The following is an 11,860-nucleotide window of genomic DNA, read 5'->3' as shown; positions in this document are numbered from 1 at the left end:
TCCAGCGTCGCGGTGCCGGTCAACGACGCCGGCGAGTCCAGGATCGAGCCCGTGACGATCGCCGTCGCGGAGCCGTCGGTGATCGGCTCCCATCGCTCCTCGCGGCGGATGCGCAGATCGCCGCGGTGGAACTGGGTGACGATCCCCGGCAGCCGATCCGCGCGCAGCACCTGGGTGGTGACGACGTCGATCGTGCCGTCGTCGCCGGACGGGCCGCCGAGTTGCATCGAGTCCAGCGTCGTGTCGTCAGCGCCGGAGTCGGCCAGCCGGGCCAGCCAGTACTGCTCGTCGCTGAAGGCCCGGAAAACCTTTTCGACGGTCACCCCGTAGTCGGTGGACATGTCGAACGAACGCGGCATAGCAGGTCAGGCTACCGTCAACGCTCATGAAACCGGGTGACGTGGGAACGGTTTTCGCCGGTGCGCGCGTCGACGAGCGTGTGCCGCTGGCGCCGTTGACCACGCTGCGGATAGGCCCGGTCGCGTCGCGGGTGATCACCTGCACCAGCACCGGGCAGGTGGTCGCGACGCTGCGCCATCTCGACGGCCAGGGCGCTCAGCCGCTGCTCGTGTTGGCCGGTGGCTCGAATGTCGTGATCGCCGACACGCTGACCGATCTTACGGTAATTCGGTTGGCCAACAACAACATTCGTGTCGAGGGCAACATCGTGTGGGCCGAGGCGGGTGCGGTCTGGGACGATGTGGTCGTCGCGGCCATCGCCGCCGGCCTGGGCGGGCTGGAGTGCCTGTCGGGCATTCCCGGCTCGGCGGGTGCCACCCCGGTACAGAACGTCGGTGCCTACGGCGTCGAGGTGGCCGACACCATCACCCGGGTCCGGCTGCTGGACCGGCACACCGGCGCGGTGCGCTGGGCACCGGCCGGCGAGCTCGGTTTCGGATACCGGACCAGCATGCTCAAACACTCCGAAGCCGCCGTCGTGCTGGAGGTGGAGTTCGCGCTGGACGCCTCGGGTCGCAGCGCGCCGCTGCGCTACGGCGAACTGGTAACCGCCTTGGACGTGACGGCGGGCGAGCGGGCCGACCCCGCGGCGGTGCGCGACGCGGTGCTCGCCCTGCGGACGCGCAAGGGCATGGTGCTCGACGCCGAAGACCACGACACCTGGAGCGTCGGATCGTTCTTCACCAATCCCGTTGTCACACAACAGTATTATCAGGAATTGGCCGATGGTGCTGATCGTCCGGTGCCGCACTATCCGGCACCGGACGGCGTCAAGCTCGCCGCGGGCTGGCTCGTCGAGCAGGCCGGCTTCGGCAAGGGCTACCCGGACGTCGACAGCGCTCGCTGCCGGCTTTCCACCAAGCACGCGCTCGCGTTGACCAACCGCGGCGGAGCCGGCGCCGCCGACGTGGTGGCCTTGGCCCGCACCGTGCGCGACGGGGTGCGCGATGTGTTTGGTGTCACACTGGTACCCGAACCGGTGCTGGTCGGCTGCTCGCTGTAGGTCGCGCGCGGAAGAAGAGCGTCGTTTCCGCCGGTATCTTGATGTCGTGAGCACTGCGCGTCGCCCCTTGCCGGTCAACCGGCGCCGGGCCCTGACGACCCTGGCGGTCGGAGTCCTCGCGCCCAACGTGTTAGCCGCGTGCTTCGGTGGATCGACCAAGCAGGCCGAGAAGGCCAAGCCCCCGGCCGAGGCCGCGATCACGTTCCGGCCGGCCGACAAGACCACCAAGCTGTTGCCGACCACGCCGATCAGTGTCGAGGTTCGCGACGGCTGGTTTCAGCACGTCGCACTGATCAACGCCGACGGCAAGGTCATCGCCGGCTCGCTGAACCGGGACCGCACCCTGTACACCGTCACCGAGCCGCTCGGCTACGACGCGACCTACACCTGGAGCGGGTCGGCGGTCGGCCATGACGGTAAAACCCTCCCGGTGAAAGCCCAGCTCACCACCATCGCGCCCACCAAGGTCATCGACGGCGGATTCCAACTCGCCGACGGCCAGACCGTCGGCGTCGCGGCACCGATCATCATCCAGTTCGACGCGCCGATCGCCGACAAGGCCGCCGTCGAGCGGGCGCTGAAGGTCACCACCCAGCCGCCCGTCGAAGGCAGTTGGGCCTGGCTGCCCGACGAAGTCGGCGGCGCCCGCGTGCACTGGCGCAGCCGCGAGTACTACCCGGCCGGCACCAAGGTGAACGTCGACGCGAAGCTCTACGGGCTGGCCTTCGGCGACGGCGCCTACGGCAAGCAGGACATGAGCCTGAGCTTCGACATCGGTCGCCGCCAGGTGGTCAAGGCCGAAGTCTCGTCGCACCGCATCCAGGTGGTCCGCGACGAGGGCGTCATCATGGACTTCCCCTGCAGCTACGGCGAAGCCGACAAAGCGCGCAACGTCACCCGCAACGGCATCCACGTGGTCAGCGAGAAGTACTCCGACTTCTACATGTCCAACCCGGCCGCCGGCTACAACCACATCCACGAACGCTGGGCCGTGCGGATCTCCAACAACGGCGAGTTCATCCACGCCAACCCGTCGAGCGCCGGTGCGCAGGGCAACACCAACGTCACCAACGGCTGCATCAACCTGTCGACCGGCGATGCCCAGCAGTACTTCGGCAGCGCGATCTACGGCGACCCGGTGGAGGTGACCGGCAGCACCATCGAGCTGTCCTACTCCGACGGCGACATCTGGGACTGGGCGGTCAGCTGGGACACCTGGGTGGGGATGTCGGCGCTGCCGCCGCCGAGCGGTGCCAAGCCTGCGCCGGTGTCGATTCCACGCAACGCGCCGGCCACGCCGCATGACGCGCCTACGTTGTCGGGCACCCCGACGACGACGGCTAGCCCTAGGCCCGGCGGTTGAACCGGCCGGCTGACGCCTGATCGCGCGGCCGGATGATGATCTGGTCGAGGTTGACGTGCGATGGCCGCGATGCCACGAACCCGATCACCTCGGCGACGTCGGCCGCCGTCAACGGTGTGATCCCGCGGTAAACCGAGTCGGCGCGCTGCTGGTCGCCGCCGAAGCGCACCAGCGAGAACTCGGTTTCGACGGCGCCGGGCGCAATCTCGGTGAGCCGCACCGGCTTTCCGAGTAGCTCACCGCGAAGAGTGCGGTGCAGCGCCCCCTGCGCATGTTTGGCCGCGGTGTAGCCGGACCCGCCGTCGTAGATTTCCATCGCCGCGATCGACGTGACGGTGACGACCAGGCCATCACCGGAGTCGATCAGCTTGGGCAGCAGCGCACGGGTGACCCGCAGCGTGCCCAGCACGTTGGTCTCCCACATCCACCGCCAGTGCTCCAGATCGGCCTCGGCCACCGGCTCCAGCCCCTTGGCGCCGCCGGCGTTGTTGATCAGCACGTCGACCCGGTGCAGCCCGGCGGCCAGCTCGTCGACCGCGGCGTCGTCAGTGACGTCGGCCACAACCGCGGTGCCACCGATCTCAGCGGCCAGCGTGTTGATCCGGTCTGCCCGGCGCGCGACCGACACTACGTGAAAGCCTTGTGCGGCGAGGATTCTCGCGGTCGCCTCGCCGATGCCCGCGCTGGCGCCGGTGACCACAGCGACGGGCTGCTCGCGGTGACGGTCGTCGGATGTCGTCGGATACGGATCAGCGGGATTCACCTGAGCAACTCTAGTAACCGTGCTAAGTTCCTCGTGTGTACTCCAGCACCTTGTTCAGCTGTCTGTCCGCGTGTTGTTGCGCGGGCTGCGCGTGTTGTTGCCGCGCAATCAGCCGCGCCTGAGCTCAGCGCTAAGCGCTCGCGACGGTGTGCGGCTACGACCGCCATCGGACCTCGGACAAGGACTCGCAAATGCGCTCAACAACTTTCACCTCTCACTCGCAGACTCCCCTCGCGGCCGCACGGCGGCGAGCTCCCGGACGCCACCGCGTGGTGGCGCCCTCGCTGCAGCTCTCTGACGCCGCCGCGTCATCGGTATTCCGGGCCGTGCGGTTGCGTGGCCCGATCGGCCGCGACGTCATCGCCCAAGTCACATCGCTATCGATCGCGACGGTAAACCGCCAGGTCATCGCACTGCTCGACGCCGGAATCCTGCGGGAACGTGCCGACCTCGCCGTTTCCGGGGCGATCGGGCGTCCCCGGGTGCCCGTCGAGGTCAACCACGAGCCGTTCCTGACCCTGGGCATCCACATCGGGGCGCGGACCACCAGCATCGTGGCCACTGACCTGTTCGGCCGCACGCTGGACGCCGTCGAAACACCGACTCCGCGCACCGCTCAGGTGCCCGCGCTGGCCGCGTTGGCCGACGGTGCCCGTCGCTACCTGCGGCGCTGGCACCGGCGGCGGGCCCTGTGGGTGGGTGTGGCCATCGGTGGCACCGTCGACGCCCCCACCGGCCACGTCGACCACGCCCGACTGGGCTGGCGGGAAGCACCCGTCGGGCCGGTCATCGCCGAAGCGCTCGAGCTGCCGGTTTCGGTGGCCTCGCACGTCGATGCGATGGCCGCCGCCGAACTGCTGCTCGGCATGCGCCGGTTCGGGCCCAACTCGTCAACCAGCCTCTACGTCTACGCCCGTGAAACGGTGGGCTACGCGCTGATGATCGGCGGCCGGGTGCACAGCCCGGCCAGTGGACCTGGCACGATCACCAACCTGCCCGCCCAGTCCGAGCTGCTCGGCGGCTCGGGGCTGCTGGAATCCACCGTCAGCGACGAGGCCGTCCTGGCCGCCGCGCGGCGGCTGCGCATCCTGCCGGCCCGCGGCGATGGTTCGGGCGCCACCATGACCGATCTACTGAAGGTGGTGCGCGGCGGGAACGAGCAAGCCAAAGAGCTGCTGGCCGAGCGCGCCCGCGTGCTCGGTGAGTCTGTCGCGCTGCTGCGTGACCTGCTCAACCCCGACGACCTGGTGGTCGGGGGCCAGGCGTTCACCGAATATCCCGAGGGTATGCGACAGGTCGAGGACGCCTACAAGGCGCGTTTGGTGCTGCCGGCCCGCGACATCCGGATGACCGCGTTCGGCAATCGGGTACAAGAGGCCGGGGCCGGCATCGTGTCGCTGGCCGGGCTGTACGCCGACCCGCTCGCCGCCATGCGCCGCGCCGCGCCGCCGCTGCCGGCCTACGAGGTCGACGTCGAGACACCCGCCTGACCTGGGACGCCAGACGGTCCTGCAAAGATGACAGGGTGGCCCATACTGACCTGTCCCGGCTAGACGCCGCAGAGTTGACCAATCCGCGTCGCATCGCGGTGTTGGCTGTGCACACGTCGCCGCTCGCCCAGCCCGGCATCGGTGACGCCGGCGGGATGAACGTCTACGTGCTGCAGAGTGCCCTTCATCTGGCCCGGCGGGGCGTCGAGGTGGAGATCTTCACCCGGGCCACGGCGTCCACCGATCCGCCGGTGGCGCGGGTGGCTCCCGGCGTGCTGGTGCGCAACGTGGTGGCCGGGCCGTTCGAAGGCCTGGACAAGTACGACCTGCCCACCCAGCTCTGTGCGTTCGCCGCAGGCGTACTGCGCGCCGAGGCCGCCCACGAGCCCGGCTATTACGACATCGTGCACTCGCACTACTGGCTGTCCGGTCAGGTCGGCTGGCTGGCCCGCGACCGATGGTCGGTGCCATTGGTGCACACCGCGCACACGCTGGCCGCGGTGAAGAATGCCGCGCTGGCCGAGGGTGACATTCCCGAACCACCGCTGCGCACGATTGGCGAGCAGCAGGTGGTGGACGAAGCCGACCGGTTGATCGCCAACACCAATGACGAAGCCGCGCAACTAGTTTCGCTGCATCACGCCGACCCTGCTCGCATCGACATCGCTCACCCGGGCGCCGACTTGGAGATGTTCCGTCCGGGCGACCGCAAGGCCGCCCGGTCCAAGCTGTCGCTGCCGGCCGACCAGGACGTGGTGGCCTTCGTCGGGCGGATCCAGCCGCTGAAGGGGCCCGACGTGTTGCTGCGCGCGGCGGCCAAACTGCCGGGGGTGCACGTGGTGGTCGTCGGCGGACCGTCGGGCAGTGGACTGGCCGTGCCCGACGGCATGGTTCGGCTCGCCGCCAGTTTGGGTATCTCCGAGCGGGTGACGTTCTTGCCGCCGCAATCGCGGGAAAATCTGGCAACCGTGTTCCAGGCCGTCGACCTGGTGGCGGTACCGAGTTATTCGGAGTCGTTCGGTCTGGTCGCCCTGGAGGCGCAGGCGTGCGGGACACCGGTGGCCGCGGCGGCCGTCGGCGGCCTGCCGGTGGCAGTGCGCGACGGGGTGACCGGCGCACTGGTCGCCGGCCACGACGCCGATCGGTGGGCGCAGGCCCTCGGCGGGCTGCTACAGGCCGACGCCGGGGCCATGAGCCGCGCGGCTGTCGAGCATGCGGCGGCGTTCTCCTGGGACAACACCGTCGATTCGCTGCTGGCCAGTTACCGGCGTGCGATCGGCGATTTCACCGCCCGCCGTTCGGTTCGCGGCATCCCGTCGGCCCGGCGGGCCGCGGCGCCCGGACGATTGCCTTCGCGACGCAAGGCGTGGGCATGACGAACGGCGGGGGCGCGCCGGTGACGCACGTCCAGCAGCTGATCGAAGACACGCTGGACTCGAACGAGCTGACCTATTCGCGGCACGAGGGCGCCCACGGCGGGCTGCCCGGACTGATCGTCGAGCTGCCCGGGGAGCGCCGGCTCAAGACCAACACCATCCTGAGCATCGGCGAGCATTCGGTGCGCATCGAGGCGTTCGTCTGCCGCAAACCCGACGAAAACCACGAGGGCGTGTACCGCTTCCTGCTCAAGCGCAACCGCCGACTGTACGGCGTCGCCTACACGCTGGACAACGTCGGCGACATCTACCTGGTCGGCCGCATGGCGTTGGCTTCGGTGGACGCCGCCGAAATCGACCGGGTGCTCGGGCAGGTCCTCGAAGCGGTGGACACCGACTTCAATACGTTGCTGGAGTTGGGTTTTCGCTCGTCAATCCAGAAGGAATGGGAGTGGCGGGTGTCGCGCGGTGAGTCGCTGAAGAACCTCGAAGCGTTCGCCCACCTGATCGACGAAGACGACGACGACGGCTAAGTCGCGGGTCGTTAGGTTTCGCTGAGCGAGATCGACGCTAGCGTGCTGGTCACTCGCACTTCTTCGCGCCAACGTCAATTTCGATGGGGCTTGGTCGCGACGACGCGCAGGAAAGGCGTCGGCGAACACCACATCGCGTGAGGTGAGAGACTCTCCGGCATGGGAGACGCTGCTGCGACGCTGGTTCTGCTCCGCCACGGCGAAAGCGAATGGAACGCCAGTAACCAGTTCACTGGCTGGGTGGACGTCGACCTGACCGACAAGGGCCGCGGCGAGGCCGTGCGCGGCGGTGAGCTACTGGCCGAACACGACCTGCTGCCCGACGTGCTCTACACGTCGCTGCTGCGCCGCGCGATCACCACCGCGCACCTGGCACTCGACGCCGCCGACCGGCTGTGGATCCCGGTGCACCGCACCTGGCGGCTCAACGAACGGCATTACGGCGCGCTGCAGGGCCTGAACAAGGCCGAGATCAGGGACCGCTATGGCGACGAGCAGTTCATGGCCTGGCGGCGCAGCTACGACACCCCGCCGCCGCCCATCGAAAAGGGCAGCCAGTACAGCCAGGACGCCGACCCCCGCTACGTCGACATCGGCGGCGGCCCGCTGACCGAATGCCTGGCCGACGTGGTGGCCCGGTTCCTGCCCTACTTCACCGACGTCATCCTGCCTGACCTGCGGGTTGGCAAGAAGGTACTGATCGTTGCGCACGGGAACTCGCTGCGCGCATTGGTGAAATACCTCGACGGCATGTCCGACGACGAGATCACCGGGCTCAACATTCCGACCGGTATTCCGCTGCGCTACGACCTGGACGCCGGCATGCGCCCGCTGGTGGCCGGCGGCAGCTACCTCGACCCCGATGCGGCGGCCGCCGGTGCGGCCGCGGTAGCCAGCCAAGGCGCCAAATAGTCGCTTGATCACAGCAACGGGGCAAACGCCAGGTGAACTGCCACCGAACACCTGTCTCGTGGCCTGTGACATGACCAATTTTGGCCTTGTGCTGCTGGGTTGGTGTTCACCGTATTTGTAAGCTTTTCACGTGACCGTGTTCTCGGCCCTGTCACTGGCCGGGGTTTTGTTCGTTACGGCCCTGGCCGTCGGATTCACCGTCGGCGCCCGTGTGGCGCCGCGGGCGATCCAGCGACGGCAGCGAGTGACGGTCGAAGCGGCCGGAATCACCGTCGCGCAGATGCTCGAACGCATCGTCGCGCTGATGCCCCTGGGGGCCGCCGTCGTGGACCGGCACCGCGACGTGGTCTACCACAACGGCCGGGCCAAGGAGCTCGGCCTGGTCCGCGAGCGGCAGCTCGACGATGAGGCGTGGAAGGCGGCCCGCAAGACGCTGGCCGACGGCGCCGACGTCGAGTTCGACCTGTTGCCCGGCAAGCGCCAGGTGCCCGGACGCTCGGGTGTGTCGGTGCACGGACAGGCGCGATTGCTCAGCGAGGAAGATCGCCGGTTCGCCGTGGTCTTCGTCTACGACCACTCCGAATACGCCCGTATGGAGGCCACTCGACGCGACTTCGTGGCCAACGTCAGCCACGAGCTCAAGACGCCGGTCGGAGCGATGTCGGTGCTCGCCGAGGCGTTGCTGTCCTCGGCGGACGACCCCGACACGGTGCGCCGGTTCGGTGAGAAGGTGCTCGTCGAAGCCACCCGGCTGGGCGACATGGTCAGCGAGCTGATCGAGCTGTCCAGGCTGCAGGGTGCCGAGCGCATGCCGGACATGGGCGCCGTCGACGTCGACTCCGTTGTCTCCGAGGCGATTTCGCGCCACAAAGTGTCCGCCGAGAACGCCGACATCGTCGTGCGCACCGACGATGCCAGTGGCCTGCGGATGCACGGCGAACAGGCCCTGCTGGTCACCGCGCTGGCCAACCTGGTGTCCAACGCGATCGCCTACTCGCCGCGCGGTTCGCTGGTGTCGATCAGCCGGCGTCGCCGCGGCGACAACATCGAGATCTCGGTCACCGACCGGGGCATCGGGATCGACCGCAAAGACCAGGAGCGGGTCTTCGAGCGGTTCTTCCGCGCCGACAAGGCCCGCTCGCGAGCCACCGGCGGCACCGGCCTCGGATTGGCCATCGTCAAGCACGTCGCGGCCAACCACAACGGCAGCATTGGGCTGTGGAGCCAACTGGGCACCGGGTCGACCTTCACTCTGTCGATTCCGGCCTACGAGGGCGACTATGAGCCAGCTGTACTAACACCCGAGCGCGAACTGCGCCCCATGAAGCCCCAACGGGAGCCCCAACGAGAGGAAGAACTACACCGATGAGCAGTCTGCTGACGATGGAGGAGTTGCGCTCGTGACGAGTGTTCTGATCGTGGAGGACGAAGAATCGCTGGCTGATCCGCTGGCGTTTCTGCTCCGCAAGGAAGGCTTCGAGGCCACCGTCGTGACCGACGGCCAGTCCGCGCTGGCCGAGTTCGACCGTGCCGGCGCCGACATCGTGCTGCTTGACCTGATGTTGCCGGGTATGTCGGGCACTGATGTGTGCAAGCAACTGCGGTCGCGTTCCAGCGTGCCGGTGATCATGGTGACGGCGCGTGACAGCGAAATCGACAAGGTGGTCGGGCTCGAACTGGGCGCCGATGACTATGTCACCAAGCCGTATTCGGCACGCGAGCTGATCGCCCGGATCCGCGCGGTGCTGCGCCGCGGCGGTGACGACGATTCCGAGGTCACCGACGGCGTGCTGGAATCCGGTCCGGTGCGCATGGACGTCGAGCGTCACGTCGTATCGGTCAATGGCGAGGCAATCACGTTGCCGCTCAAGGAATTCGACCTACTCGAATACCTGATGCGTAACAGCGGCCGGGTGCTGACTCGCGGCCAGTTGATCGACCGGGTGTGGGGTGCCGACTACGTCGGCGACACCAAGACGCTCGACGTACACGTCAAGCGGTTGCGCTCCAAGATCGAGTCCGACCCGGCCAACCCGATCCACCTGGTGACGGTCCGTGGCCTGGGCTACAAGCTGGAGGGCTGACGCTAGTCGGCGGCCCGCGTTGCCGGGTGCACCGCGATGAGGCCTAAACCGCTGCGGCGCTTGCACATTGCGGCGAGCTCGGCGTAGGCCTTCTCGCCGAGCAACTCGGTGAGCTCGGGACCCATGCTCACCCACACCTGCTCGGCGCCGACATGGGCGGCCGGGTCACCGGTGCAGTACCAGTGCAGGTCGGAGCCGCCCGCACCCCAGCCGCGACGGTCGTATTCGGTGACGGTGGTCTTGAGGATCTCGGTGCCGTCCGGCCGCGTCACCCATTCCTGGCTGCGGCGGATCGGCAACTGCCAGCAGACGTCGGGTTTCATCGTCAGCGGTTGCACGCCCAGCTTGATCGCCTTGGTGTGCAGTGCGCAGCCCTGTCCATTGGGGAAGTCGGGCCGGTTCAGGAAGATGCACGCGCCCCGGTATTTGCGGGTGCGGAACTGCTCTTCGCCCTCGTGCTCGTCGAGTTCGAGATAACCCTTACGGCCCAAGCCTTTTTCGCGGAACTGCCAGTCGTCGTCAGTGAGCTTGGCCACAGCGTCGTCCAGGCGAGCCCGGTCGTCGTCGTCGGACAAGAACGCGCCGTGCGAGCAGCAGCCATCGTCGGGACGGCCTTCGACGGTGCCCTGACACGCCGGCGTACCGAACACACAGGTCCAGCGCGACAGCAGCCAGGTCAGATCCGCGGCGATCAGGTGCTCGGGATTGTCCGGGTCGTAGAACTCCACCCACTCACGCGCGAAGTCCAATTCGACTTCACCGGGATGATTCGACTGCGCGCTCGCCACAGTTTTCACGGTAAACCAATCCGTCGCCAAGCGTCTCACCCGCGCCGCGAGAGTCGTCCGACTCGCCCCCTCGCCGCTGCGAGGTACCCCACCTCGTGCCGCTGCCCGGCCCGCGTCGTCGCCGGACTACATCAATTGCCCGGTTCCTCCTCGCGCCGCTCGCGGCCCGCATCGTCGCCGGACTAGGTTGTGACTCGTGCGCTTAGGTGTTCTCGATGTCGGCAGCAACACGGTAAACCTGCTCGTGGTGGACGCCCGCCGCGGTGGACATCCGACGCCGATGAGCTCGACCAAGGCCACATTGCGGCTGGCCGAGTCGATCGACAACTCCGGCAAGATCACCCGCAAGGGCGCCGACAAGCTGATCGAGACGATCGAGGAGTTCGAAAAGATTGCCGACAGCTCGGGCTGCGCGGAACTTATGGCGTTCGCCACATCGGCGGTGCGCGACGCCAAGAACTCCGACGATGTGCTGGCCCGGGTCCGCAAGGAGACCGGGGTACAGCTGCAGGTGCTGCGCGGTGTCGACGAGTCGCGGCTGACCTTCCTGGCGGTTCGCCGCTGGTACGGGTGGAGCGCGGGCCGGATCATCAACCTCGACATCGGCGGCGGCTCCCTGGAGTTGTCCAACGGTGTCGACGAGGAGCCCGAAGTCGCGATGTCGCTGCCGCTGGGAGCCGGACGGCTGACCCGCGAATGGCTCAACGACGACCCGCCCGGCCGGCGCCGGGTCGGGATGCTGCGCGACTGGCTGGAGGCCGAGCTGGCCGACGCGGCCGCCAAAATGCTCGACGCCGGCAGCCCCGACCTCGCGGTGGCAACCTCGAAGACGTTTCGTTCGCTGGCCCGGCTGACCGGCGCGGCGCCGTCGGCCGCGGGACCGCGTGTTAAGAGAACGCTAACGGCGAATGGCCTCAGACAACTCATATCTTTCATATCTAGGATGACGACCGCTGACCGTGCAGAACTGGAAGGGGTGAGCGCCGAGCGAGCGCCGCAAATTGTGGCGGGAGCTTTGGTCGCGGAGGCAAGTATGCGAGCGCTTTCGATAGAGACGGTGGACATTTGCCCGTGGGCGCTACGGGAGGG

The 11,860-nt window shown here is 68.0% G+C and carries 12 protein-coding genes; 9 read left to right on the top strand and 3 right to left on the bottom strand.

Annotation, left to right across the window (positions count from 1 at the left end; genetic code table 11):
* The coding region (locus tag VGH54_RS24920; RefSeq protein ID WP_331514805.1) for a DUF2505 domain-containing protein at nucleotides 1–359 on the bottom strand (359 nt) is incomplete at its 3' end.
* A gap of 26 nt (nucleotides 360–385) precedes the next feature.
* Here VGH54_RS24920 and VGH54_RS24915 point away from each other — a divergent pair.
* Nucleotides 386–1,462, top strand: a complete 1,077-nt coding sequence (locus tag VGH54_RS24915; RefSeq protein ID WP_331514804.1) for a UDP-N-acetylmuramate dehydrogenase — start codon at nucleotides 386–388, stop codon at nucleotides 1,460–1,462.
* Nucleotides 1,463–1,508: 46 nt separating this feature from the next.
* The gene (locus VGH54_RS24910) at nucleotides 1,509–2,825 is read left to right on the top strand and encodes a L,D-transpeptidase (RefSeq protein ID WP_331514803.1); all 1,317 of its coding nucleotides are present in this window, start codon (nucleotides 1,509–1,511) and stop codon (nucleotides 2,823–2,825) included.
* Here the strand turns inward: VGH54_RS24910 and VGH54_RS24905 are convergent.
* Complete coding sequence (locus VGH54_RS24905) at nucleotides 2,809–3,588, bottom strand: SDR family oxidoreductase (RefSeq protein WP_331514802.1); 780 nt, start codon at nucleotides 3,586–3,588, stop codon at nucleotides 2,809–2,811. The two genes, VGH54_RS24910 and VGH54_RS24905, sit on opposite strands and share 17 nt — an antisense overlap.
* 191 nt (nucleotides 3,589–3,779) lie before the next feature.
* Here VGH54_RS24905 and VGH54_RS24900 point away from each other — a divergent pair, with 191 nt between their 5' ends.
* From VGH54_RS24900 to regX, 6 genes are all read left to right on the top strand, one after another.
* Nucleotides 3,780–5,078, top strand: coding sequence for an ROK family protein (locus VGH54_RS24900; RefSeq protein WP_331514801.1), 1,299 nt, complete (start codon nucleotides 3,780–3,782; stop codon nucleotides 5,076–5,078).
* Nucleotides 5,075–6,454 (top strand): D-inositol-3-phosphate glycosyltransferase, encoded by a 1,380-nt coding sequence (mshA, locus tag VGH54_RS24895; protein ID WP_414688795.1) that lies wholly within the window; start codon nucleotides 5,075–5,077, stop codon nucleotides 6,452–6,454. Before VGH54_RS24900 ends, mshA begins: the two co-directional genes overlap by 4 nt.
* Nucleotides 6,451–6,987, top strand: a complete 537-nt coding sequence (locus tag VGH54_RS24890; protein WP_331514799.1) for a YbjN domain-containing protein — start codon at nucleotides 6,451–6,453, stop codon at nucleotides 6,985–6,987. The genes mshA and VGH54_RS24890 overlap by 4 nt, the downstream gene beginning before the upstream one ends.
* Before the next feature lie 159 nt (nucleotides 6,988–7,146).
* Nucleotides 7,147–7,899 (top strand): phosphoglyceromutase, encoded by a 753-nt coding sequence (locus VGH54_RS24885; RefSeq protein ID WP_331514798.1) that lies wholly within the window; start codon nucleotides 7,147–7,149, stop codon nucleotides 7,897–7,899.
* A 130-nt stretch (nucleotides 7,900–8,029) separates the two neighbouring features.
* The gene (locus VGH54_RS24880) at nucleotides 8,030–9,268 is read left to right on the top strand and encodes a sensor histidine kinase (protein WP_331514797.1); all 1,239 of its coding nucleotides are present in this window, start codon (nucleotides 8,030–8,032) and stop codon (nucleotides 9,266–9,268) included.
* Between the two features lie 31 nt (nucleotides 9,269–9,299).
* Nucleotides 9,300–9,983 (top strand): two-component sensory transduction protein RegX, encoded by a 684-nt coding sequence (gene regX / locus VGH54_RS24875; RefSeq protein ID WP_331514796.1) that lies wholly within the window; start codon nucleotides 9,300–9,302, stop codon nucleotides 9,981–9,983.
* A gap of 2 nt (nucleotides 9,984–9,985) precedes the next feature.
* On the opposite strand, the gene VGH54_RS24870 is transcribed toward regX, so the two are convergent.
* Nucleotides 9,986–10,780 (bottom strand): hypothetical protein, encoded by a 795-nt coding sequence (locus VGH54_RS24870; protein WP_331514795.1) that lies wholly within the window; start codon nucleotides 10,778–10,780, stop codon nucleotides 9,986–9,988.
* A gap of 187 nt (nucleotides 10,781–10,967) precedes the next feature.
* On the opposite strand from VGH54_RS24870, the gene VGH54_RS24865 reads away from it, so the two are divergent.
* Nucleotides 10,968–11,860, top strand: an 893-nt coding sequence (locus tag VGH54_RS24865; protein WP_331514794.1) for a Ppx/GppA phosphatase family protein, incomplete at its 3' end; no start/stop codon positions are given.

Source organism: Mycobacterium sp. (assembly GCF_036488105.1).
In the GTDB taxonomy this organism is placed as follows: Bacteria; Actinomycetota; Actinomycetes; order Mycobacteriales; family Mycobacteriaceae; genus Mycobacterium.
Note: the sequence above shows the minus strand (reverse complement) of the source record. Positions and strands in the feature narration are given on the sequence as shown.

What these genes read in the sequence shown, in the direction of transcription:
- VGH54_RS24915 (WP_331514804.1), top strand. Translation starts at nt 386, where the DNA reads ATGAAACCGGGTGACGTGGGAACGGTTTTCGCCGGTGCGCGCGTCGAC.
- VGH54_RS24900 (WP_331514801.1), top strand. Translation starts at nt 3,780, where the DNA reads ATGCGCTCAACAACTTTCACCTCTCACTCGCAGACTCCCCTCGCGGCC.
- VGH54_RS24890 (WP_331514799.1), top strand. Translation starts at nt 6,451, where the DNA reads ATGACGAACGGCGGGGGCGCGCCGGTGACGCACGTCCAGCAGCTGATC.
- VGH54_RS24885 (WP_331514798.1), top strand. Translation starts at nt 7,147, where the DNA reads ATGGGAGACGCTGCTGCGACGCTGGTTCTGCTCCGCCACGGCGAAAGC.